Genomic DNA, 24,301 nt, shown 5'->3' with positions numbered 1-24,301 from the left:
TTATTTCCCCTTGAAGTTCGGCGTGCGTTTTTCCATGAAGGCGGCAACGCCCTCACGGTAGTCTTCGGTCTGTCCCGCCATGCGCTGCAGATCGCGCTCCAGATTGATCTGTTCTTCAAAGGTGTTGCTGGCGCTGGCGTGCAGTGCCCGCTTGATCAGTGCAAGGCCCTTGGTCGGTTGGGTCGCGAAATGGCGGGCAAGTTTCATGGTCTCTTCCATGAGTTGCTCGTTATCAACGCAACGCCAGATCATGCCCCAGTTCTCGGCCTGCTCGGCGCTGATCTTGTCGCCCAGAAGTGCCATGCCTTTGGCTCTGGCCATGCCCGCTACCCGGGGCAGAGTCCAGGTGCCGCCGGAATCAGGTACCAGCCCCAGTTTGCAGAAGGCCTGAACGAAATTGGCTGAGCGGGCCGCGAGGGTAATGTCGCAGGCCAGGGCAATGTTGGCGCCGGCGCCAGCGGCCACCCCGTTAACCGCACAGAGCACGGGCATCGGCAGATCCCGGAGGCTCCGCATCAGCGGGTTGTAATAGTTCTCCAGAGAGGCGCCCAAGTCCGGCATTTCCTGATCTGGTGAGACGCTGCGGTCGGAAAGATCCTGCCCCGCACAAAAACCCCGGCCGGAGCCGGTGATGACCAGTACACGGACAGACTCATCCTTACGCACGGTGCTGATGGCCTCGCGCATACGCTCATGCATTTCAACGTTGAAACTGTTCAGGTTGTCCGGACGGTTCAGGGTAAGCAGAGCCACGCCCTGATCGATTTCAAGAAGAATGCTCGGCTGAGTCATGGCGGTATGTCCTGTTGTTTGTTGTAGGGGGGATAGCGCGAAAGGTGTGTTAAATCGGCACACTGCTATCGAATGTGGAAAATGAGTATATCTTAGAATTGATACTCGTCAAGGATTGTGCTGGCTTGGTTCTGTATCACTTTGGTCGGAGGTGATCGCCTGCTTTGTCTATATTGCTGAATATCCAGTAAAATTTCATCAGCGCTCTCAGGTTTGAGCCATTGCAGGGGTGGATTCTCGTCTCAAAACAGGCGCTAAGGTATGAAAAATCTCCCGGAAAAGGATAATGTGATACAGAAAATGAATCACAATGACTTTTCGGGTCCCACGTTCAGCCTGTCGTTTGGCGGAGCGCTGCCAGGCCCGTCCGCGAAGGAGACCGTTATGCCCAGCTACAGTATAGAAGGCGTTGTTCCTGTTGTTCATCCGTCCGCCTATGTGCATCCAACCGCCGTTCTCATTGGGGATGTCTGGATCGGACCGGATTGCTACGTGGGGCCTGCGGCTTCGCTGCGAGCAGATTTCGGGCGGATCATTCTGAAGCAGGGGTCCAATGTTCAGGACACGTGTGTGATGCATGCCTTTCCCGGGATGGATACGGTTGTCGAGAAAAACGGACACGTCGGCCATGGCGCAATCCTGCACGGCTGCGTTGTCGGAGAAGATGCCATGGTGGGCATGAATGCGGTGGTGATGGATGAGGCGCACATTGCACCCCGCTCCATTGTTGGCGCCTGCGCGTTTGTTAAGGCGAAGTTTACCTGTGAGCCGGGATCGCTGATTGTTGGCTCGCCGGCCAAGGTTATGCGCATGCTGAGCGACAAGGAAATCGCCTGGAAGAGAAAGGGTACAGAAGAGTACCAGCGACTCACGCTTCGTTCTCTGGCAAGCCTTGAGGAGGTCCAGCCACTGTCAGAAGCTGAGACGGATCGGCCCCGGGTGGACGCCAGCGGTTACAAGCCCAAGTACGAGCAGTCCGAATAGATGGTTTGGCGCCGGATACGGGAAATCGCTTTTAGAGTCCGGCGTCCTTGACGTTCTCCATAACCACAAACGTGCTGGTTTGCAGCACGTGGGGCAGGGCCGAGATTTCCTCCCCAAGAACCTGCCGGTATTCCTGCATGTTGCGGGTTCGGACTTTTAACAGGTAGTCGAAGTTCCCGGCAATCATGTGGCACTGCTCCACCGCCGAGACGCTCTGAACCGCTTTGTTGAAGGCGGTCAGGGCGCCGCTGCTGGTGTCGTTCAGGGTAACCTGTGCGAAGGCAATGTGGCTGAGACCAAGTTTGGTCTGGTTAACCAGGGCCGTGTAACCGGTGATGTAGCCGTGCTCCTCAAGCCGGCGCATCCGCACTTGGCACGGAGTTTTGGAAAGGCCCACCCGGGACGCAAGCTCGGTTACCGTGATTCGGGAGTTCTTCTGTAGCTCGCGAATAATGGATTGGTCTATTCGATCCAATTCGGCCATGTTGTCTGTTCCAGGTTAAATTAACGGCTAAATCATATGGCAAATATAATCGAAACTCCTCTAATCCGAAACTATATGGTCTAAGTGACTTTCCGGCCTTGCGTATACTGGTAGGTTCATCAGCCCAGTAAGAACGTTTACCAAGTCCGGAGAGTTTCGATGACCGATTCCCGCGCATTACAAAAACAAACCCTGCTGGAACAGCTTGCCGATGTCCTCCAGAACCAGGCGTCCGATAACGACGACTCCCTTGAACTCCGGGAGATCGTGGCCCGGATGGTGGAGGAGTCCCGATCCTGGGATGACGACCTCCACGGCGAGCTGGTCCGGAGTTTCGGCGACTCGATTGGCGGGCGCTATGCCCAGGTGTTCAGTGGCGGGTTCCCTTCGGCCTACCGGGCGAGGTTTCCGGTGTCAGAGGCACTTGCCGATATTGAGCAGATCCAGTCCATTGCCGTCAGCACCGATGTGCCCATGCGGTTCTACCAACCCAGAGATCCTTCCGAAACCGGATTCCACTTCAAGCTCTACAGCGAAGGCCAGCCGGTTATCCTGTCAGATGTGATTCCGATTCTGGAGAACCTGGGTATGCGGGTTCTGGGCGAGCACCCATACCGGGTTCGTCGACGGGATGGCGAAAATTTCGGCGTCAGTGATTTTACCGTCGAACTCCACGACCGGTGCCGGCAGGCCGACCTGCGTACTGCAAGGCCGCTGATCCAGTCGGCGTTCCGGGAGATCTGGAATGGCTTTGCAGAAAACGACGATTTCAACCAGCTGATCATGCTCTGCGGCCTGAGCTGGCGGGAAGTGGCGCTGATCCGAGCCTATGCCCGTTACGTGAAACAACTGCGATTCGGGTTCAGCCAGCCGTTCATTGCAGAAACCCTGGCCCGGCATCCGGATATCACTTCGCGGCTCGTGGCGTTCTTTTTCAATCGGTTCGAGCCCGGGGTAAAAGGGCGTAAGTCCAGGACAGAAAAGCTTGAGGCAGAGCTGCGGGATTCGCTGGAAGCGGTGGCGAGCCTCGATGACGACCGCATTCTGCGGCGTTTCTTCATGCTCATTCGGGCAACGCTGAGAACCAACTATTTCCAGGTCCGGGAGGATGGCGGGTTTCCGTCCTATCTGTCGCTCAAGCTGGATCCGTCGTCGATTCCTGACATACCGCGCCCAAGGCCAAAGTTCGAGATTTTTGTGTATTCGCCCCGAATCGAAGGCGTGCATCTGCGTGCCGGGCCAGTCGCGCGGGGTGGCCTTCGCTGGTCCGACCGGATTGAGGATTACCGTACGGAGATCCTTGGCCTGGTGAAGGCCCAGCAGGTCAAGAACTCGGTGATCGTGCCTGCAGGCGCGAAGGGTGGCTTCGTGGTGAAGCAGCCGCCCAGGGATGGCTCTCGGGAGGCCGTTCGCGAAGAAGGGGTTTCCTGCTATCAGACCTTCATAAGGGGGCTGCTGGATATCACTGATAACCTTGATGACGGCCAGGTAGTCCCTCCTGCCAATGTCGTTCGCTATGACAGTGATGACACCTATCTGGTGGTCGCCGCCGACAAGGGCACAGCCACGTTTTCCGATATCGCCAACGCACTGGCGGCAGAGTACAACTTCTGGCTGGGCGATGCCTTTGCCTCCGGGGGCAGTGAGGGCTACGACCACAAGAAAATGGGTATCACCGCCCGGGGCGCCTGGGAGTCGGTGAAACGGCACTTCCTGGAAAAAGGCACCGATACCCAGAGCGATGAGTTCACCGTGGTCGGTATTGGCGATATGGGTGGCGATGTATTCGGCAACGGCATGCTCCTATCCGACCGAATTCGACTTATCGGTGCATTCAATCACCAGCATATTTTTGTCGACCCGGATCCGGATGCTGCGGCCTCGTTTCGCGAGCGAGAGCGGCTTTTCAAACTGTCCGGCTCATCCTGGGCCGATTACGATACCCAGCTGATCAGCGACGGGGGCGGTGTTTTCTCCAGGTCCATGAAGTCTATTCCTGTGTCGTCGCAGATGCGCAAGGTGTTGGGCATCAAGGCACGCAGCCTGTCGCCTGCGGATCTGATCAGCGCTTTGTTGAAAGCGCCGGTAGACATGCTCTGGAACGGTGGTATCGGGACCTATGTGAAGGCGCCTTCAGAGTCCCATGAGGATGTTGGCGACAAAACCAACGATGCGCTTCGAATCGACAGTAACGAACTGCGATGCAAGGCATTGGGAGAAGGCGGGAACCTGGGTGTTACCCAGAAGGCCCGCATCGACTTCGCCCGTCGTGGCGGCTCCGTGAACAGTGATTTTATCGATAACGCCGGTGGCGTCGACTGCTCGGACCATGAGGTGAACATCAAGATTCTGCTGAATGACCTGGTGCACCGACAGCTGATGTCGCTTCCGGAGCGAAACCGGATGCTCAGGGCCATGACGTCTGAGGTGGCCGAACTGGTGCTGCGCAACAATTACCGACAGGCGATGGCGCTGAGTCTTGCCCAGAACCCCGCAGTTGCCACCGCAGACCAGTACGAACGGCTGATGCGCAGGCTGGAGACAGAAGGCAAACTGGACCGCAGTCTCGAATTTCTTCCGTCGGATGAAGAATTGCAGGCTCGCCGTGAGCACGGCGGCGGCCTGACACGCCCTGAACTGGCGGTACTGGTTTCCTACGCAAAAATTGAACTCAAGCAGGCCCTGGTCGCATCACCGATCGTCCATGACCCGCGATTCAATTCTGCACTGCACTCGGCTTTCCCGGCCTCTCTGCTGGCCGCCTTCCCGGAAGCGGTGGGGGCCCATCCCCTGCGTGCAGAAATCTCGGCCACCCAGATTGCCAACGACATGGTAAATCGCATGGGGATCACCTGGTTTGACCGGATACGCAGCGCTACCGGGGCTGATGCTGGACGGATTGCCTCGGCCTACCTGATCTCCCTGCGAATACATGACGTAGACGCCCATTGGGAGAGTATGGAATCACTGGATGGAAAAATTGACGCCGGCGTTCAGGCAGACCTGTTCGCCGATGCCATCCGGTTGGTGACCCGAAGCACCAGCTGGCTCTTGCAGAACCGCCGGCAGGCGCTGGACCCGGTTTCCTGTATCGACCATTACCGGGCTCCCATGGCGGATGTGCTGGCTTCAAAAAGCCGACTTGAATCGGTGATTCCTGCAAGTCGCTGGTATGAACGCTATGCTGAATACTGTGAGCGGATGGTTCCGGAAGATCTTTCCGCCTGGTGCGCTTCCGCGGAAAGCCGTTACTGGCTGATGGACATGGTCGAGATCGCCCGTCAGCTGGACGAAAAGCTGGAGTCGGTGGCCTGGGTGTATTTCACGCTCGGTGAAAGCCTGAACCTGACCTGGTTGGACCGGCAAATGCGGGCCTTCCGGGCAAATGGCCACTGGCAAGTGTTGGCGACCATTCATTTCAGGGACGAGCTGGATCATCAGTTACGGAATCTCACGCTAAGCGTGTTTTCCGAGCCCGTTGATGGCGATGAAACGCCGGAGAAGCGGATTGAGGCGTGGCGGGGGAACAAGCGGATGTTACTCGCCCGCTGGGAGCGGATGCTGAACGACATGCAGGCCGCCAATGATGTGGATTGTGCCGTTTTCTCAGTCGCTCATGGAGTGCTCAGAGAGCTGGCATTGAAAGCCGCATAGCAGGACTACGACAGGCAAGGTGACTGAAAATCACGTTTTTTGGAGAAAATTATTAATTTTTTGTGATGGATTAAAGACGTAATGGCACGCTTGCCTTGAATTTATAGCGAAATAGTCTTTGTCGATCTCGGTAGAATGCCGGAGAGACAAACAACTAAGAGGGTACAACTATGAGACCGCAGCAATCACAGACGCCCGAGCTTGTCGATAGTCGGCAGGCGATTCGTGATTATTATCTCGCTGACGAGCACAAGGTTATCCACGAGATGATTGCTGGTGCCCAGTTGTCCCAGGCCGAGCGCGACGCCATTTCCGCTCGTGCGGCTGAACTGGTACGCGGCGTTCGCAAGAATGCCAAGTCCACCATCATGGAAAAATTCCTGGCGGAGTATGGCCTGACGACCAAGGAAGGCGTTGCCCTGATGTGTCTGGCCGAGGCGCTGTTGCGTGTGCCCGACAACACAACCATCCATGAGCTGATTGAGGACAAGATCACCTCCGGCGCCTGGGGTACCCACGTGGGCAAAGCGTCGTCTGGATTGATCAACACCGCCACCGTTGCCCTGCTGATGACCAGCAACCTGCTGAAGGACTCCGAGCGCAACACCGTGGGCGAAACCCTTCGCAAGCTGCTCAAGCGCTTTGGTGAGCCGGTTATCCGTACCGTTGCCGGTCAGGCCATGAAAGAAATGGGCCGTCAGTTCGTTCTGGGCCGTGATATCGAAGAGGCCCAGGACGAAGCCAAGGAATACATGGCCAAAGGCTACACCTATTCCTACGACATGCTGGGTGAAGCCGCGCGCACCGATGATGACGCCAAGCGTTATTACGATTCCTACTCCAACGCCATCGATAGCATTGCCAAGGCGAGCAAGGGCGATGTCCGTAAGAATCCCGGCATCTCGGTAAAACTTTCCGCCTTGCTGGCCCGCTACGAGTACGGCAATAAAGAGCGGGTGATGAACGAACTGCTGCCCCGGGCCCGCGAACTGGTCAAGAAGGCAGCGGCCGCCAACATGGGCTTCAACATCGACGCCGAGGAGCAGGATCGCCTGGATCTTTCCCTTGATGTGATCGAAGCACTGGTTGCCGATCCCGAGATTGCGAACTGGGATGGCTTCGGCGTGGTGGTCCAGGCCTACGGCAAGCGTTCGTCCTTCGTTATCGACTGGCTCTACGGTCTGGCTGAAAAATACGACCGCAAGCTCATGGTGCGACTGGTGAAGGGTGCCTACTGGGACGCCGAGATCAAACGTGCCCAGGTAATGGGTCTGAATGGTTTTCCGGTGTTCACTCGCAAGGCCTGCAGCGACGTATCGTTCCTGTCCTGCGCCACCAAACTGCTGAACATGACGAACCGCATTTACCCGCAGTTCGCCACCCACAACGCGCATTCGGTTTCCTCCATTCTGGAAATGGCCAAGACCAAGGGCGTGGACAACTACGAGTTTCAGCGTCTGCATGGCATGGGCGAATCCCTGCACAACGAGGTTCTGAAAGTCAGTGGCGTACCCTGCCGTATCTACGCGCCCGTGGGCCCTCACAAGGATCTGCTTGCGTATCTGGTGCGTCGCCTGCTGGAGAACGGTGCCAACAGTTCCTTCGTGAACCAGATCGTGGACACCAGCATTACCCCTGAGGAAATTGCCAAGGATCCGATTGTCAGCGTTGAGCAGATGGGTAAAAACATCTCCAGCAAGGCGATCGTGCATCCGTTCAACCTGTTTGGCGATCAGCGCCGCAACTCCAAAGGCTGGGATATCACCGATCCGGTCACAGTCAACGAGATCGAGAAGGGCCGCGGCGCCTACAAGGACTACCGCTGGAAGGGCGGCCCGGTGATTGCTGGCGAAGTGGCCGGCACCGAAGTGCAGGTAGTGCGCAACCCGGCGGACCCGGACGATCTGGTCGGCCATGTAACCCAGGCTTCGGACGCTGATGTGGACACCGCGATTACCGCTGCTGCGGCGGCGTTCAAGAGCTGGTCCGAGAAGTCCGCAGAAGAGCGGGCCGCTTGCGTTCGCAAGGTGGGCGACCTTTACGAAGAGAACGTTGATGAGCTGTTCGCCCTCACCACCCGTGAAGCGGGGAAATCCCTGCTGGATGCGGTGGCAGAGGTCCGTGAGGCGGTCGACTTCTCCCAGTATTACGCCAACGAGGCCATTCGCTACAAAGACAGCGGCGACGCCCGTGGTGTGATGGTGTGTATTTCACCCTGGAACTTCCCGCTGGCGATCTTCTCCGGGCAGATTCTGGCCAACCTCGCGGCAGGTAACACCGTGGTGGCGAAGCCGGCTGAGCAGACATCCTTGCTGGCTATTCGCGCCGTGGAACTGATGCATCAGGCCGGTATCCCGACGGATGCCATCCAGTTGGTGCCGGGTACCGGCGCCACCGTCGGTGCGGCTCTGACCTCCGATTCACGGGTCAGCGGCGTGTGCTTCACCGGCTCCACCGCTACCGCGCAGCGCATCAACAAGGTGATGACCGAGAATATGGCACCGGACGCGCCGCTGGTTGCAGAAACCGGCGGCCTGAACGCCATGATCGTGGATTCCACGGCATTGCCGGAGCAGGTTGTCCGTGACGTTCTGGCGTCCTCGTTCCAGAGTGCGGGTCAGCGTTGTTCGGCCCTGCGTATGCTCTACGTGCAGAAGGACATTGCCGATGGTCTCCTGGAAATGCTTTATGGCGCCATGGAAGAGCTGGGAATTGGCGATCCCTGGTTGCTGTCCACGGATGTGGGCCCGGTAATCGACGAGAACGCCCGCAAGAAAATCGTGGACCATTGCGAGAAGTTCGAGCGCAACGGCAAGCTGCTGAAGAAGCTGAAGGTTCCCGAGAAGGGTCTGTTTGTTTCGCCGGCGGTGCTGAGCGTCAGCGGTATCGAAGAGATGGAAGAGGAGATTTTCGGTCCGGTTCTGCACGTTGCCACATTTGAGGCGAAGAACATCGACAAGGTGGTGGACGACGTTAACGCCAAGGGCTACGGGCTCACATTTGGTATCCACAGCCGTGTGGATCGCCGGGTCGAGCGCATCTCCAGCCGGATCAAGGTAGGTAACACCTACGTGAACCGGAACCAGATCGGTGCCATCGTGGGCTCCCAGCCTTTCGGGGGTGAAGGTCTGTCAGGTACCGGCCCCAAAGCCGGTGGTCCGCAGTACGTCCGTCGCTTCCTGAAAGGTGAAACGATCGAGCGCGAGGCGGATTCCAACGCCAGGAAGGTGGATGCCAAGCAGCTGCAGAAGCTGATTGGCCAGCTGGACAAACTGAAGACGTCCAGGCCTGAAGCTCGTGTGGACGCAATCAGGCCCATCTTTGGAAATGTTCCGGAGCCACTGGACGCTCACGTGGAAGCGCTGCCCGGCCCAACGGGTGAAACCAACCGCCTGTCCAACCATGCCCGTGGTGTGGTGCTGTGTCTGGGGCCGGATAAGGAAACCGCTCTGGAGCAGGCCGGCACCGCGTTGTCACAAGGCAACAAGGTGGTGGTGATTGCGCCGGGTGTTCAGGACACAGTGGATCAGGCTGCGAAGGCCGGACTGCCAATCACTGGCGCGGAAGGTCTGCTGGAGCCGGACGCCCTGGCAACCGTTGATGGTTTCGATGCGGTGGTGAGCTGCGGCGTTCAGTCCTTGCTGAAAGCCTATCGCGAGGCACTGGCCAAGCGTGACGGTGCGTTGCTGCCGCTGATTACAGAGCACACCCTGGATCAGCGGTTTGTGATCGAACGTCACCTGTGTGTCGATACAACCGCAGCCGGCGGTAACGCCAGCCTGATTGCCGCCTCCGAATAATCGGCGGTAATCGGTACCATGCGCGCCCGGCGTCAGTCAGTCCTGATGTCGGGCGCGCCTGTTTTCAGACGTTGGTTAAACAGCATCCGGCGGCCTTCGGCCTCGGCAACGTCCGAAAGATAGAAACTGACCGATGACCCCGGCCCCCTCTGGGCCAGAAGGCCCGCATCGAGAGCGCTCAGGCAGCCGATTTTCGGATAGCCGCCAATGGTCTGCCGGTCTTTCATCAGAACAATGGGCTGACCGTCTTTCGGTACCTGAATAGCCCCATAGGCAATCCCCTCCGAGACAATCCCGTCCAGATCCGAATAGATGGCATCACCTTTCAGTCGATACCCCATGCGATCGATATTCTGGCTGATTTCATAATCGCACGAGAAAAACTTCATTCGCTGAACCGCGGGGAAGCTCTGATATTGATAGCCTGGAATGACACCCAGGCGAAGGTGCTGCCGGTAATCGGGGATTTCTGGCTCAGGAAGAAACGTCTCAATAAATGGAGAGTTTTTCTTAAACTCCAGCTTATCGCCCTTGGCCAGTTTTGCTCCCTTGCCATCAAGACCGCCCAGGCCTTCCCGACTCACAGTAGCGCAGCTACCGAGCTTCATCGTAGGCTGGAACCCGCCGCTGACCGCCAGGTAGGCGCGCAGGCCACTAATCGGCGCGTTGAAATCCAAGCGGTCACCCTTGCTGATGTAATGGGTGCGCCAGGGCTCAATGGTCTTATCGTTGATCTGGGCGCCGAGATCGCCACCGGTAATGGCGATGCAGGCATCATCCTGAGCCAGCAGACTGAACCTGCCAAAGGTGATTTCCACCTGGGAGGCGTTCAGGTCATTGTCCAGCAGGCGGTTCGCCCAGAAAAACGCGAACTCGTCCATGGGGCCACCGGTTGTCACGCCCATGTGCTGGTAGCCATGTCTGCCTGAGTCCTGGATAAGGGCCAGCATTCCGGGGTCGAGAACTTCAAAGCTCATCGAGGTTGCCTCCCAGCTCGAGGAATTCGTCCCGACTGATGGCGCGGAAGCGCACCTGATCGCCCACTTGTACCAGCGCCAGGGAGTCACTGTCCCAATCAATCATTTTTTGCGGCGTGCGGCCAATAATCTGCCAGCCACCGGGCGTGCAGCTCGGGTATATCGCGGTTTGAGTGCCTGCGATGCCGACGGAGCCGGTAGGCACTTTCAGCCGGGGAGTGGATTTCCGGGGAGTGGCAATACGTTCGTCGGTGCTTCCCAGGTAGGCGAATCCGGGCGCAAACCCGATGGCGTAGACCTGATAAAGCTTTTCACTGTGGATGCGGACAACATCATCCTGGGACAGCCCGGCATGCTCGCAGACATCCTCCAGATCCAGGCCCACTTCAGGATCATAGTAGACGGGCAGCTCGACAATGCGGGCGGAGTCGTCTCCGTTGGAGCCATCGTCGCCAGAGTCTATCGCTGAGCGCAACCGGCGTGTGATGGCAAAACGGTCAGCCTGCTCCAGATCCCAGGTCACCAGGATCGACGTGTAAGACGGCACCAGGTCGATGATGAGGTCTGACATGTCACGGCGCAGCCGATCGGTGGCCTGTTTGACCAGGCCAGCGGATTCCGCCCCGATCTGGTCGCCAAAATACACCATGCAGGTGTTTTCGTTGACCGACTCGATCCTCATAGCGCTTCCACGACCTGTCGCATATGCCGTGCAGCGTCGACGGCATGGTAGCTGTCGCCGTGAATACAGATGGTATCGGCCTTGATCGGAATATGTTTGCCCGAGATCGAGGTGACCGTTCCTTCGCGGATAATCTGGGTGACCTGCGCCTCAATGGCTTCGGTTGTCTCGTGCACGGCACCACGAACCGACCGTTTTACCAGTCTGCCCTCGTCGCTGTAGGCGCGATCAGAGAACGCCTCGAACCAGACCTCGATGCCATATTCGTCCGCGCGATCCTTGACCTGTTGCCAGTCCGGCGTTGCCATGACCACCAGGGGGCACTTTGGTGCGTAGGAGCGAACAGCGGACATAACCACGGACAAGGTGGTGTTATCGACCATCATCCGGTTATACAGGGCGCCGTGGGGCTTCACGTAGGAGATGGAAGTGCCATGTACCTGGCAGATGCCGTTGAGCGCCGCCATCTGGTAAACCAGGATAGCCTTGAGCTCGTCCGGGCGGCAGTCCATGTCCCGACGGCCGAAACCGAGCAGGTCCGGGTAGCCGGGGTGGGCGCCGATGGTAACGTTCTGGGCCAGGGCCAGCTTGACCGTGTGATCCATGGTCAGCGGGTCGGATGCGTGAAACCCGCAGGCAATACTGGCCATATCAATGTAGGGCATGACTTCGGCATCCATGCCCTTGGTCCAGGTGCCGAAGCTCTCGCCCATGTCGCAGTTGAGTTTCATTGTGTACCTCCGAAAAACGTTGTGTCCTGCATTATCCCTGGCTCATGGTCTGGGGCAGGTAGGTGACAATCTCAGGGAACCAGCCGATCAGGAAAAGTGCTGCCATGATCAGCAGGAAGAACGGCAGGGCTGCCCGGGCCACGTACAGTATGTCTTTACCTGTCAGAGCCTGGATGACAAACAGGTTGAAGCCCACCGGGGGCGTAATCTGTGCCATCTCTACCACCAGCACAATAAAGATCCCGAACCAGAGCAAGTCGATGCCGGCCTGCTGAACCATCGGCATGACAACCGCCACGGTCAGAACCACAACCGAAATCCCGTCGAGGAAACAGCCAAGCAGGACGAACAGCACTGTCAGGCCGATCAGCAGCTCGAACGGTGACAGGGACATGCTGCCGATCCAGGCAGCCAGCTCCCTTGGGATGCCCAGGAAGCCCATGGCTAGGGTCAGAAAGTGGGCACCAACCAGAATCAGGCCGATCATGCAGGAACTTTTCACGGCTCCCAACAGGCTGTCCTTGAAGCTCTGAATGCTCAGTGAACCGGTTGCGGCCGCAATGATAAGGGCACCAAAAACGCCCAGGGCGGCAGCCTCTGTTGGTGTAGCGAAGCCGGTATAGATCGAACCCAGTACGAAAATGATCAGGCCAACGATCGGGAGCAGCATACGGAGTGCCTTGATCTTGACCGAGAACGTGAGGTTTTCCTTTTTGGTGGTCGGCAGCTGGTCCTTGTTGAGCTTGGCCCAGATCATGGTGTAACCCATAAACATGGCGACCAGCATCAGGCCGGGCAGGGCGCCGGCGATAAACAGGCGGCCAATGGAAACCTCGGCGGCCACGCCATAAACAATCAGAATAATGGAGGGCGGAATCAACAGCCCAAGCGTACCGGAGCCGGCCAGGGTGCCCACCGCCATCTTGTCGCTGTAACCCTGGGCTTTCAGTTCTGGCAGAGTCATGCGGCCAATTGTTGCGGCAGTGGCTGCGGAAGAGCCGGAAACCGCCGCAAAAATGCCACAACTCAGAATGTTTACATGGAGAAGCTTGCCCGGCAGCCCGCCCATCCAGGGGGCCAGCCCTTTGAACAAATCCTCGGACAGTCGTGTACGGAACAGAACCTCCCCCATCCAGATGAACATGGGCAGGGCCGTCAGAGACCAACTGGTACTGGCGCCCCAACTGGACGTGGCGAACAGCAGGCCGATCTGATCGTTTCCGGAGAGCAGCAGGCCCAGAATACCGACCCCAACCAGGGTCAGGGAGACCCACACGCCTACGGCGAGCATCAGGATCATCGCAACTGCCAGGACAATCGAGAGAAATGCGATATCCATTACACTTCCTCCAGATTGATCTCGTCTTCATGCTGCTGGTAGGAAGGAGTGCGCTTGCGAATCACGGCAACCAGGTCGTCCAGGATGGCAATGTTGAGTGCCGTCATTCCCAGTGCAACCGGAACCTGCGGTATCCAGATGGGGATCGGGATATAGCCGTGGGACACCTCCTCGAAGATGTAGGATTCCCACACCATGTGCCAGCCATAGAACGTCATGTAGCAGGCGAGCCCGAACCCGAAAATGAGGACGACAAGCTCCTGCCAGAACCTTGGCCGTGCCGACCACTTCTGGATAACCAGGGTCACCCGGATATGGCCGCCGTTATGAAAGGTGTAGGCAAGACCGAAGAAGGTGGAGGCGGCAAGAGCCCAGCCGGACACGTCTTCCGCTGAGGGAATGATAAAGCCGAACAGGCGGCCCACGATCTGCGCCAGGATGACGACCATGATCAGGGCGATGCAGAAACCAGCAGCGTAACCGGATGCCAGATAAAATTTCTCTCGAAGAGAGTTCATAACGGATGCCTCCCGGAACAGCCTCCTGAACACTCAGGAGGCTTCCGTTGAGTGAACTTTTAGCGGTAGTTGGACAGGATAGCGCCGACTTCCTCCGGTGCTTCCTGTTCCCACTCTTTCACCATGATGTCGCCGATCTTCTGGAGCTCGGCCATCAGTTCCTCAGACGGCTCGGAAACCGTGATGCCATTTTCCGCCAGGGTGGCAGTGTCCTCTGCCGCGGTCTTGCGAACGCCTTCCCAGCCTTTGGCCTCGGCAGCGGCGGCCGCATCCAGGATAACCTGCTGCTGCTCATCGCTCAGGCGACGGAAGGCGCGCTTGTTGACGACTACGACGTTCTTGGGAATCCAGGCCTTGATGTCGGTGTAGTGGGAAAGGTAATCCCAGGCCTGCCCGTTCGCGCCCGTGGACGGCGAGGTGATCATGGCGTCGATGATGCCCGTGCTGAACGCCTGGGGAATCTCAGGTACCTGAACCGTTGTCGGGGTGGTGTTCATCAGGTCAGCCAGACGCGACGTAGAAGGGCTGTAAGCCCGCATCTTCAGACCTTCCAGATCTTCCAGCGTGTTAACCGGGGCTTTGGTATACAGGCTCTGTGCCGGCCAGGGCACGGTATACAGCAGGGTCATGCCTTCCTTGTCCAGCTGCTTCTCGATCTGGGGCTTGGCGGCTTCCCAGAGTCTTTTGGCATCTTCGAAGCTGGTTGCCAGGAACGGAATATTGTCGTGTTTGAACACCGGATGGGTGTTGCCCATGATGCCGATGAAGATTTCACCCAGCTGCACCTGGCCGGTTCTTACGGCCCGGGGAATTTCCGGGTGTTTTACCAGGGATGCACCGGAGTGAACGGTGATGGTGATGTCACCATCGGTGCCGTTCTTGATGTCCTCGGCAAAACCGTAGGCGATCTGGGTAGGCAGGTTGGCGTCGCCGTAGGGCGTTGGCATGTGCCATTGATCGGCCTGAACGGCTGAGGTAAGCAGCGCCCCGGTAACCAGGGTGGCTGTGGCGAGTTTTTTGAACATAGTGAATCTCCCGTTTTTCTGTTTTTTATCGTTTAAAGAGAACTGGGGCTTCAGAGTACCGCCAGTTCTTCATTCAGCCGCTCGGTAAGCAGCATTTTTCCCGGTACGTGGGTTATTGCGAAAGGCAGGCGCGCGTTCTCGAGGGCCAGTTGCGGGGTAACCCCGCAGGCCCAGAACAGCGGAAGCTCGCCCGGCCTGATCGTTACCGGATCTCCAAAATCAGGCTGGTTAACGTCCTGGATGCCAATGAGCGCCGGATCGCCGATGTGAACCGGTGCACCGTGGGCCTTTGGCAGGCGGGTCGTGATCTGTATCGCGCGGATGGCATCCGCACCGTTGAACGGGCGCATGGAAACCACCATGTTGCCGCTGAACCGGCCCGCGGGCCGGGTAGCGATGTTCGAGCGGAACATGGAAACGTTCCGCCCTTCGTCCACGTTCCGGACTGAGAGGCCGGCCCTGATCAGGGCATCTTCAAACGAGAACGAGCAACCCAGGACAAAGGTCACCAGGTCGTCCTGCCAGAGGCTTTTGAGATCCGTGACTTTCTCGGCCCGCTCGCCATTCCGGAATACCTGGTATTCAGGTACATCAGTCCGGATATCCAGATCGTGTCCAAGGTCGGGAAGGGCCGGATCCCCGGGTTGAGACATGCCGATCAGGGGGCAGGCAACCGGGTTATTCTGACAGTATAGGAGAAAATCGCCGGCCCATTCGGACGGCAGGATGACCACGTTCCCCTGGAGCAGGCTGTTGGCCTGGCCACTTGTAGGCGCTGTGTGGTCGCCCGAACGAATGCGAGCGCGTAATTCTGAGGCCTGATCAAGCAGGTTGTTCTTGAAATCGGAATACGCACCGGTGTGCATGACGGTAACCCCTGATTGAAATTGTCTTTTACAACTAAATTTCAGGGTATACCGGCTGGTGAAAAAGTCTAATTATCGTTTTTTAGGCCTTGTGATAACTTTTCGTGATGTGTTGCCCGGTCGTATTCGTCGGAGACCATCACTCCAAGGTTTGCTGCCAGCTCTGCAATCGGGTTGAAGGGTGCCCCGGAATAGGAGGCTGTGAAGGCGAGTTCTGAGGGCGTCCATGAGGTATTGAGCTGGACCAGGCGGCCGCTTTCCAGTTCGTGCTTGATCACGCTTAGCGGGAGCGTGGAGATACCAATGCCATCCAGAGTCAGCTGCCGGCAGGCTGCCAGCGAGCTTGACGAATAGAAGCGCGCCGGCAAGTCATCCAGCTCACTGAATTTCTGGCTGATTTCCGCAAAGGGTTTGGTGTTTCTGGCATAGGTAATGACGGGCCACTCGGCGAGCTCTTCGAGTTTCAGAAGCCTGTCTGGAAGATTCAGCTCCGGGCTGGCTACCCAAATCAGCGGGAAACTGCACAGTGCCCGATTCTCAATTTTCGGCTCCGACACGGGGCCCATCAAAAAAGCCAGATCCAGGCTCCGATCCAGCAAGCCGGATCGGAGGTTGCCGGAGACATCCACCGTTATTTCCACATCCAGATTGGGGGCCGTTTCATGCAGTTCCCGGAAAAAACGCGGCAGCCAGGAGTGAACGATGGTTTCGGAAACGCCCAGTCGAAGGATGCCTGACAGCGAGGCCCCACGGTCTGCGCGCTTGCGCAGCTGCTGGGCCATAAAGACGATCTTCTCAGCGTAGGGCAGGAGTTCCTGGCCCTTGCTCGTAAGCTTGCTGTGCCCGGATTCCCGCTCGAACAGCCTGACGCCAAGCTCGTCTTCAAGCGCGGCAATTCGGTTTGAAATGGCTGGCTGGGTGGTGTGCTGGTGCTCGGCGGCCTTGCGGAAGCTACCCAGCGTTGCAACCCAGATGAAGGTCTCCAGACGCTTGAAATTCATTGGTTATCGGACCTCTGAGGGGCCTACAGAGCGGCGTAGCGCTCGTGAAGGATGCCAACCCTTTCGACATAGGCCTTTGTTTCGGCGTAGGGCGGTACCCCCTGGTATCGACTGACGGCGCCAGGCCCCGCGTTGTAGGCGGCGGTGGCCAGCCGGATGTCACCATTGAACCGGTCGAGCATCTTGGCCAGATAATGCACCCCGCCACGGATATTCTCGGCAGCCGCCAACGCGTTCCGTACACCCAGTTCTTCAGCCGTGCCGGGCATGAGTTGCATCAGCCCCTGGGCTCCCACCGGGGAGAGGGCTTTTTCATTGAATGCCGATTCGGCGTGAATTACAGCGCGGACCAGCGCGGGATCAACCCCGAACTCCTGTGCCGCGGTCTGGATTTCTGAATTGAAGGGTTTGGTGAACAGCGGCGTTTTGCGCCAGTCGACGCTGGATTCAGGGTCGCAGGCGTAGCAGTGGAAACGGATAACGTCGAACTCGGCAGCAGCCGGCTGAATACTGCTGTAGGCAACCACGCCGTTGTCATCCGTATAGCGGTAGACGGTGTCGTTACCGCTGGAGGCTCTGGGCTGGCCGGCACTTTTTACGTTGGTGAATTCGACGGTGCCATCCGGGTGCACGATACGCTTGATGCCGTCCGCCAGGGCGGATGCGGACAGGGCAAGCACAAGAGCTGCGATGGATGGGATCAGAAGAGATCTGCCGATGTTCATTACTCACTCGCGAAAGATGCCGTCTGTGGCCGGCTTCAGGTATTCTTTGAATACCGCCGTTGGCTGAATTATACGGGCTTGCGGGTCGGAATAAAGCGCGCGCTGTGTCGTAAAAATGTTACGTTCTGCGTTTAATGCCGGCCAGTTCTCATTCTATGGAGAGGTCCCTCCAGAGCATCATGGTTAACCCGACCGACACACGCAACCTCGTTCTCATCGGCATGCCCGGCAGCGGCAAGAGCACGGTGGGTGTGCTGCTGGCCAAACGTCTGGGTTTCGGGTTTGTCGATACCGATTTGCTCATTCAGGAAGAAGCCGGTCGTACTCTCCAGGCAATTGTAGACCAGGATGGCTACATAGCCCTGCGTCGAATAGAAGAACAGGTGCTTCTCAAACTGGATGTCCGGCACAAGGTTATCAGCACGGGAGGCAGCGCCGTCTACAGTGAACGTGCCATGGAACATCTCAAAAGCAACAGCACCGTCGTGTTTCTCGACATCCCGCTTGAACTGGTTATCGAGCGAATCGGCGATCACAGCATGCGGGGCATTTCCCGGAGGCCGGATCAATCTTTGGACGCCCTGTTCGAAGAGCGTTTTGAACTGTATTCCCGGTATGCGGACGTGACGGTGAAAGGGGAGGGTCTCAATCAGGATCAGGTCTGTGAGGCGGTGGTCGAGAGCCTTATTTCGCCGCAATACTGAACTTCAGTATTAGCTCAAGTTAAGGTGCATCCAGACAGACCTCGCTGCTACAGTCCCATGATGTGTTGGGAGGACTTAATGATGAAGAACTGGACTTACGCACTTGCGATCGTTTTTGCTGGACTGTTTTCAGGAACGGCTCTGGCTGAAACATCACCCGAGGATTCTTCCGTGGAGTCGCTTAAGCAGGAAACCCGTGAGTTGGGTGAGGCGCTTCAGGAGTATGGTTCTGATCAGAAAGAGCAGGCCGAGGATTCGATCAACAAAACATTGTCGGCCCTGGATAAACGCATCCAGGAGCTTGAGCAACAACTCTCGAAAAACTGGGACGATATGAGCGATACCGCCCGAGAGCGGTCCCAGAAGAGCCTCGAGTCGTTGCGAGAACAGAGGGCTCGTGTCCAAAACTGGTATCAGGAACTGAAAGACAGCTCGGCATCCGCCTGGGAGAAGGCTCGAAAGGGATTTTCCGATGCCTATGAAGCGCTTTCAGAGCAATGGAACAACACCGAGGAGGAGTTGCAGGACTCGGAAAAACGCTCCGACAGCATCTGAGCTGGCCCCGCGCTGGTCAAGTCAACTCCGCCCGATCAAGACGTTTCTTCCGGTACTGGTTCGGGCGGCAGTCTCTTTCCCGCTAGATTCTCCATCAGCCGGCAGGTCACCAGGTCGCCCGTCACGTTGATGGCCGTCCGGCACATATCCAGGATTCGATCCACGCCCATGATCAGTGCGATGCCGCTGGGAGGGATGCCCACGGTTTGCAGCACCATGGCAAGGATCACGATGCCTACCCCGGGCGTGGCCGGTGAGCCGATGGACGCGCCCACAGCCATGGCGACCACGAGCGCCATACTGCCCATGCTGAGATCAATGCCGTAGACCTGTGCAAGAAAGATGGTAGCAACGGCCTGGTAGAGTGCCGTGCCGTTCATGTTGATGGTGGCGCCCAGGGGAATCACGAACTGGGAAACCGACGGCCGGACACCGAGCTTGTCTTCGGCGGTTCTTATGGAGAGCGGCATGACGGCCGCCGAGCTGGATGTGGAAAAGGCCAGCAACAGCACATCCCGGGTGTCTTTCAGGAACCGGACGGGGGATTGGCCGGCGAGCAGCTTCAGGATCAGCATGTAAACGCCCAGAAGTACCAGCAAGCCCGCAATGACGGTTGCGACGTAAGATGCCATGCCCAGCATTGCCCGGAATCCCAGGGTGGTTGTGAGTTGGGCCATCAGGCCGAACACGGCAATGGGGGCAAGGCGCATTGCCCAGCGTACGACCGTCATGCAGATTTGCTGGAGGGAATCGAGCAGGTCCAGCATGGGCCTGGATTTTTCCGGGGCCATGCTCACCAGGGCAATGCCGACAATGATGGAGAAGATCACCACCTGGAGCATCTGGCCTTCAACCATGGCATCGAGCGGGTTGCCCGGTAGCAGCCCGATCAGGGTCTTGGGCAGCTCATCCACACCCGGCATGGAGGCAACAGGCACACTGTTTTCCCCGGCCTCAACGGGAGTGCCGAGCCCTGCCATCATTCTGCCGGGGTTGATCAGGTCGCCGATCCAGAGACCTATCGATGCTGCCATGGCCGTCGTGATTACGAAAAAGCCGGTTACCCTCAGGCCCAGCTTTCGCAACTGTTCAAGGTCTTCGCTGGCGGCGAGCCCGCGAACCACCGAGGCAATTACCAGGGGGATTACGATCATCTGGATGGTGGCCAGAAACAGTTGCCCCGGGAAAGCCAGCCAGTTACCGATCAACGTCCCGGTTTCCGGTTCCACGAGTCCCACCGACGGTCCCAGGAGCGTGCCTGTAATCAACCCGAGGAACATGCCAATGAGCACCTTCAGCCAGAGCTTTCCCTGCACCAGCCCCGAGAGGTAGCTGCTGAGATGACGCAGTGGCCGTGGGTAAAAATCGCTCGTCTGGTTTGGCATTGCCTTGAATCTTCCCTGTTTCTGTTGGAGCTACCCTGAAAGCATAGCCCATGCTGGCTCTGCGTTTGTGAGGCAGATCAATCCGGCATCAGGTTGATTTCTTCGGCAGTCAGTGAGCGGTATTCGCCGGCCGCCAGGTCATCGTCCAACAGGATATTTCCCATCCGTTCCCGATGCAGGGCCGTTACGCGATTACCGACGGCATGGAACATGCGCTTCACCTGATGGTAACGGCCTTCGTAAATGGTCACTCTGGCTTCACAGGGGCTCAGAAGATCCAGGTCAGCAGGTGAGGTGGTGAGTTGCTCGAACTCAAACCAGATGCCCTCCGCGAATCGATGAGGGGTCTCTGGAGAAATCGGATAGGCGGTGCTGACCCGGTAGACTTTCGGGATCTTGATTCGGGGCTCGGTAAGCTGGCGTGACCAGCGGCCATCATTGGTGAGAATCAGCAGGCCCGTGCTGGCGCGGTCGAGTCGTCCGGCAATGTGCAGATCCTCGCGCAGTTCTGGCGAGATCAGCTCCATCACGGTCCGATGGGTGTCGTCGAGCGTTGCACTCAGAAAACCTGCAGGTTTGTGGAGCATGAGGTAATGGCAGGCTTCAGCCTCTTGGATGATATCGCCGCCCATCCGTACGCATGAAAACCGATCCACCTCGGCAGCAGCATCGCGGCAGGTGACGTCATTTACGGCCACCCGACCGGAAGCAATCAGAAAATTGGCCTGACGGCGACTGATGTCATTCCGGTTGCTGAGAATTCGTGAAAGCTTCATGGTGTGAATCGGCTATGCTGAATGTAAACCCCCGATAATAATACGAGGAAATGCCATGCCATTCTCTGTTGATCACCTTGCCGAACTCAATTTGCTGGGCCAATTTCCTTCCACCTCGACTCAGGAAGGGCTCAAGGTTCATGCCCATTCGGCGGCTCCGGAAACTGTGAAGGCCGCCGAAAACCTGCATGCCAAGGGGCTGATCAGCCAGAAAGATGGCGGCTACCTCACGCCGTTGGGGGCAGAGGCAGTGGATCTGACCCAGAAGCTCCAGTCGATTCTCAGTAGCTCATAAAGCGCGGATGACCTGTCCGGCCTTTGAGACCCGGTGCCCTCCCGCGTTAGGGTGAGGCCATGAGCAACTGGAAGAAGTCGCCCGTCCTCTGGATGGGCGGGAGCATTGCCGCCGTTGGGCTGATAGTCGGTCTGCTTTACGCCTTCGGTGTGCATCAGCAGGTCGTTGAGCTTCTGCGCTGGTTTGATACCCAGGGGGCCTGGGCGGCTCTCCTCTTTGTCGGCATCATGGTGCTGGCCATGGTGCTGCTTCTGCCCGGGGTGTTGTTGACCACCGGAGCGGGTTTCGTGTTCGGCGTGTTGGAAGGCACAGCCTACGTGGTGGTGGGCACTACGTTGGGCTCGGCCATTGCCTTTCTGGTTGCCCGGCATTTTCTGGGTGAGCACGCCCGTGTGTACATTCGCAGCCGCGCGCGATTGTCTGTCGTCAGCAACGAAATGGCGCCTCACGGCTGGAAAATCGTACTCCTGACCCGTCTGATCCCTTTCTTCCCCGGCAAGCTGTCCAATTTTCTGTTCGGTCTCACCAACTTCTCGTTTGGCGGTTTCGTTGTCGGCACCTTTTTCGGTGTGATTCCCTTTTCCCTGCATAACGTGTATCTCGGCTCGCTTGCCGCCGACCTGTCAACTCTGGGTGTGCGGGAAACCGGCCGTTCACCCCTGGAGTGGGCCATTTACGGTGCCGGTTTCGTAGGCACGGTAATGGCCGTGGTGTTTCTCAATCGTCTCGCCCGGCGGGCACTCGCCCGTTACAAGGTCGAGACTGAGCCAACAGAACAGGAGGCAAACGAATGAGCTGGATGAAGTGGCTGCCCTGGCGTTACCTGGTAAAACGCGTGGCCCACCGCCATGGTTTCCTCGATCCGATCGCGCTGCTCGGGAAACTTCACAGTTTTGCCCAGCCTTCGGAAGTCGGCGAGCCCATCGAACTGCTCCGGGCCGGCGTGGTTTTCCATGCGCGGGGGCTGATCAACAGTCGGGTCATCCAGCACAACCTCGATTGGGTCTGGCCTTACTGGGTGGAGCGCCAGTTCGACCCCGAAGACATTGCCTTCATTCCCCGGGCATTCTCGATTACCCACATCAATCTCAGTAACCGTAACTGGACGGCCATCGGCCAGCCGGATGTGGATGAGTTGCCCGTGGTGGATCCCCGGGGGTTGCTGACACCGTTCCATGACGGCTGGTCACTGGATGCGTGGCTGCTGGCGGACGATGGCCGGTGCCTTCTGCCCTCTCGTTGCAAAACGGCCCGGCAACGCCAGGAACTTGAGGGTGGTCCCTGCGTGGTCACAGAGTCCGAACTGGACGGGCTGGCCCTGACCAGTCGTTCCCGGGTGGTAGTCGAAAACGGCCGGGCGGTTTGCGAAATGGTCGTGAAGGCCCGGGCCGAGACTTCCGGCTCTCTGGTCATATCCTTGCGCCCCGCCAATCCTGAAGGAATCAGCTTTATCAACAAGGTCCGGCTGTCCGAGCAGAGAGACGCCTGGACCATAGATGGCAAGCAGGCGGTGTTTTTCAGTCGCCCGGCAGAGCGTCATCATGTGTCGAACTATCGCGAGGGTGATGTTCGGATTCATCTGCAGGACAAGGAAGACCAGTGCGAAGGGCAGTGCGACGTCGGCATGGTCACCGCAGCGGCCCTGTTCCGGGTCGAAGCAGGTGAGGAGTCGGAGCTCAGGCTCAGGGTGCCGCTGCAGGATGAGTCGGCGCCAGTTATTCGCTCTGACGGCTGGGCGGCCGCCCTTCATGGCCATGCCCGCCTGGAGTGCCCCGACGAAAACTGGCAGTTCCTCTATGACGCCGCCCTGAATTCCCTGGTGCTGCACTCTCCGGAAGATGTGTACCCCGGGCCCTATACCTACAAGCGTTTCTGGTTTCGCGATGCCGCGTTCATTATCCATGCCTTGCTCTGTGCAGGTCATACAGATCGCGCTGAGCGGGCGCTCTACCAGTTCCCGGCGCGGCAACTGAAAAACGGCTATTTCCGCTCCCAGGAAGGGGAATGGGATGCCAATGGAGAAGTGCTCTGGATTCTGAGGCGGTTCCATGAGCTTACGGGTCGACCTCTGCACCCGGAGTGGCAGGAGCCGGTGCGCAAGGGCGCTCGCTGGATCGAGAATAAACGCCTGAGTGAAAATATCGAAGGGCCTCACGCTGGCCTTTTGCCCGCCGGATTCAGCGCCGAACACCTGGGGCCCAATGACTATTACTACTGGGACGACTTCTGGGGCATCGCCGGCCTGAAGGCCGCCGAATCACTGTTTGCCACGATTGACCGGGAAATCGGCGAGCATTTCGGCGCCGGTGCCCGGGAGTTCAGCCAGACGGTGGATCGCAGCCTGGCAACCTGCGAGCAGCGACTCAAACGACCGGGAATGCCGGCCTCGCCCTATCGCCGCCTGGATGCGGGCGCCATAGGCTCACTGGCGATGGGTTATCCGACCCAGCTGTGTGAGCCGGATGATCCCAGGTTGCTGGACTGTGCCGAATTCCTCCTCGAAAAATGCTTTGTGAAAGGGGCGTTCTATCAGGACATGATTCACTCGGGTCTTAACGCCTACCTCACCCTGCACGTGGCTCAGGTTCTCCTGCGTGCGGGCGATGCTCGATTCCTGGATCTGGTGGATGCGGTGGCCGGCCTCGCATCGCCCACCGGGCAATGGCCGGAAGCCATACATCCGGCGACCGAGGGCGGCTGTATGGGCGATGGTCACCATGTCTGGGCGTCGGCCGAGTGGGTGTTGATGGTCCGCAACTGCTTTGTCCGGGAGGAGGGAGATCGTCTCATTCTCGGAGCTGGTATCCCTCCACGGTGGCTGAAGCAGGACAAACCAATCCGCTTCGGGCCGGCACCGACCAGTTTCGGATCCGTGTCCGTCACCATTACGCCCCGGCCGGGCGCAGCACCCGAAGTCACCTGGGAGGGTAACTGGCACGATTCCGAGCCGGCTATCGAAGTAAGGCTGCCGGAGACCCGCGCCTGACAAACTGTACTGGTCACGAAAC

General features: G+C 58.2%; 21 protein-coding genes. 8 read left to right on the top strand and 13 right to left on the bottom strand.

Annotated elements, in window-relative coordinates; all coding sequences use genetic code 11:
• Positions 1–792, bottom strand: coding sequence for a 2-(1,2-epoxy-1,2-dihydrophenyl)acetyl-CoA isomerase PaaG (paaG, locus tag AC5JQH_RS04520; protein ID WP_014577962.1), 792 nt, complete (start codon positions 790–792; stop codon positions 1–3).
• A 384-nt stretch (positions 793–1,176) separates the two neighbouring features.
• Here paaG and paaY point away from each other — a divergent pair, with 384 nt between their 5' ends.
• Entirely contained in the window at positions 1,177–1,776 is a 600-nt protein-coding gene (gene paaY, locus AC5JQH_RS04515) for a phenylacetic acid degradation protein PaaY (RefSeq protein ID WP_008173812.1), read from the top strand.
• Positions 1,777–1,807: 31 nt separating this feature from the next.
• On the opposite strand, the gene AC5JQH_RS04510 is transcribed toward paaY, so the two are convergent.
• Positions 1,808–2,260 (bottom strand): Lrp/AsnC ligand binding domain-containing protein, encoded by a 453-nt coding sequence (locus AC5JQH_RS04510; RefSeq protein ID WP_008173814.1) that lies wholly within the window; start codon positions 2,258–2,260, stop codon positions 1,808–1,810.
• Positions 2,261–2,419: 159 nt separating this feature from the next.
• Between AC5JQH_RS04510 and AC5JQH_RS04505 the strand changes: the two genes are divergently transcribed.
• Both AC5JQH_RS04505 and putA read left to right on the top strand, forming a co-directional pair.
• Positions 2,420–5,914 (top strand): NAD-glutamate dehydrogenase, encoded by a 3,495-nt coding sequence (locus AC5JQH_RS04505; RefSeq protein ID WP_491713091.1) that lies wholly within the window; start codon positions 2,420–2,422, stop codon positions 5,912–5,914.
• Positions 5,915–6,084: 170 nt separating this feature from the next.
• Positions 6,085–9,714 carry a bifunctional proline dehydrogenase/L-glutamate gamma-semialdehyde dehydrogenase PutA gene (gene putA, locus AC5JQH_RS04500; RefSeq protein ID WP_493805335.1) on the top strand — a complete coding sequence of 1,210 codons (3,630 nt, stop codon included), beginning with the start codon at positions 6,085–6,087 and terminating at the stop codon, positions 9,712–9,714.
• 32 nt (positions 9,715–9,746) lie between these two features.
• Here the strand turns inward: putA and AC5JQH_RS04495 are convergent, their stop codons facing one another.
• From AC5JQH_RS04495 to AC5JQH_RS04455, 9 genes are all read right to left on the bottom strand, one after another.
• Complete coding sequence (locus AC5JQH_RS04495) at positions 9,747–10,691, bottom strand: 5-oxoprolinase subunit C family protein (RefSeq protein WP_493805334.1); 945 nt, start codon at positions 10,689–10,691, stop codon at positions 9,747–9,749.
• Positions 10,681–11,373 (bottom strand): 5-oxoprolinase subunit PxpB, encoded by a 693-nt coding sequence (gene pxpB / locus AC5JQH_RS04490; RefSeq protein ID WP_483241794.1) that lies wholly within the window; start codon positions 11,371–11,373, stop codon positions 10,681–10,683. Before pxpB ends, AC5JQH_RS04495 begins: the two co-directional genes overlap by 11 nt.
• A complete protein-coding gene (locus tag AC5JQH_RS04485; protein WP_053112789.1) occupies positions 11,370–12,104 on the bottom strand; it encodes a 5-oxoprolinase subunit PxpA in 735 nt (244 codons plus the stop codon). Before AC5JQH_RS04485 ends, pxpB begins: the two co-directional genes overlap by 4 nt.
• Before the next feature lie 31 nt (positions 12,105–12,135).
• Positions 12,136–13,443 (bottom strand): TRAP transporter large permease, encoded by a 1,308-nt coding sequence (locus tag AC5JQH_RS04480; protein ID WP_288944891.1) that lies wholly within the window; start codon positions 13,441–13,443, stop codon positions 12,136–12,138.
• Positions 13,443–13,961 (bottom strand): TRAP transporter small permease, encoded by a 519-nt coding sequence (locus tag AC5JQH_RS04475; protein WP_008173829.1) that lies wholly within the window; start codon positions 13,959–13,961, stop codon positions 13,443–13,445. The genes AC5JQH_RS04480 and AC5JQH_RS04475 overlap by 1 nt, the downstream gene beginning before the upstream one ends.
• A 59-nt stretch (positions 13,962–14,020) precedes the next feature.
• A complete protein-coding gene (locus tag AC5JQH_RS04470; protein WP_273017403.1) occupies positions 14,021–14,986 on the bottom strand; it encodes a TRAP transporter substrate-binding protein in 966 nt (321 codons plus the stop codon).
• 50 nt (positions 14,987–15,036) lie between these two features.
• Positions 15,037–15,852 carry a putative hydro-lyase gene (locus AC5JQH_RS04465; RefSeq protein WP_008173834.1) on the bottom strand — a complete coding sequence of 272 codons (816 nt, stop codon included), beginning with the start codon at positions 15,850–15,852 and terminating at the stop codon, positions 15,037–15,039.
• A 68-nt stretch (positions 15,853–15,920) separates the two neighbouring features.
• Positions 15,921–16,853, bottom strand: a complete 933-nt coding sequence (locus AC5JQH_RS04460) for a LysR family transcriptional regulator (RefSeq protein ID WP_008173837.1) — start codon at positions 16,851–16,853, stop codon at positions 15,921–15,923.
• Between the two features lie 23 nt (positions 16,854–16,876).
• Complete coding sequence (locus AC5JQH_RS04455; RefSeq protein WP_062781562.1) at positions 16,877–17,578, bottom strand: lytic transglycosylase domain-containing protein; 702 nt, start codon at positions 17,576–17,578, stop codon at positions 16,877–16,879.
• 179 nt (positions 17,579–17,757) lie between these two features.
• On the opposite strand from AC5JQH_RS04455, the gene AC5JQH_RS04450 reads away from it, so the two are divergent.
• Positions 17,758–18,282, top strand: coding sequence for a shikimate kinase (locus AC5JQH_RS04450; protein ID WP_493805968.1), 525 nt, complete (start codon positions 17,758–17,760; stop codon positions 18,280–18,282).
• 78 nt (positions 18,283–18,360) lie between these two features.
• Positions 18,361–18,837, top strand: coding sequence for a hypothetical protein (locus tag AC5JQH_RS04445; protein WP_088556610.1), 477 nt, complete (start codon positions 18,361–18,363; stop codon positions 18,835–18,837).
• 35 nt (positions 18,838–18,872) lie between these two features.
• On the opposite strand, the gene AC5JQH_RS04440 is transcribed toward AC5JQH_RS04445, so the two are convergent.
• Together AC5JQH_RS04440 and AC5JQH_RS04435 are read right to left on the bottom strand one after the other, a co-directional pair.
• A complete protein-coding gene (locus AC5JQH_RS04440; RefSeq protein WP_104269844.1) occupies positions 18,873–20,222 on the bottom strand; it encodes a dicarboxylate/amino acid:cation symporter in 1,350 nt (449 codons plus the stop codon).
• 77 nt (positions 20,223–20,299) lie between these two features.
• The gene (locus AC5JQH_RS04435) at positions 20,300–20,998 is read right to left on the bottom strand and encodes a pseudouridine synthase (RefSeq protein ID WP_493805333.1); all 699 of its coding nucleotides are present in this window, start codon (positions 20,996–20,998) and stop codon (positions 20,300–20,302) included.
• A 55-nt stretch (positions 20,999–21,053) separates the two neighbouring features.
• On the opposite strand from AC5JQH_RS04435, the gene AC5JQH_RS04430 reads away from it, so the two are divergent.
• From AC5JQH_RS04430 to AC5JQH_RS04420, 3 genes are read left to right on the top strand one after another with little or no spacing between them, the layout of a single operon-like run.
• Positions 21,054–21,293: a TIGR02647 family protein gene (locus tag AC5JQH_RS04430; RefSeq protein WP_008173849.1), complete on the top strand. Its 240-nt coding sequence runs from the start codon at positions 21,054–21,056 to the stop codon at positions 21,291–21,293.
• A 59-nt stretch (positions 21,294–21,352) separates the two neighbouring features.
• Positions 21,353–22,087: a TVP38/TMEM64 family protein gene (locus tag AC5JQH_RS04425; protein ID WP_008173851.1), complete on the top strand. Its 735-nt coding sequence runs from the start codon at positions 21,353–21,355 to the stop codon at positions 22,085–22,087.
• Complete coding sequence (locus AC5JQH_RS04420; protein WP_493805332.1) at positions 22,084–24,279, top strand: hypothetical protein; 2,196 nt, start codon at positions 22,084–22,086, stop codon at positions 24,277–24,279. Before AC5JQH_RS04425 ends, AC5JQH_RS04420 begins: the two co-directional genes overlap by 4 nt.
• The last annotated feature ends 22 nt before the right edge of the window (positions 24,280–24,301 follow it).

This window comes from Marinobacter sp. H13 (assembly GCF_059072335.1).
This window is presented reverse-complemented; position numbering and strand designations above follow the sequence as displayed.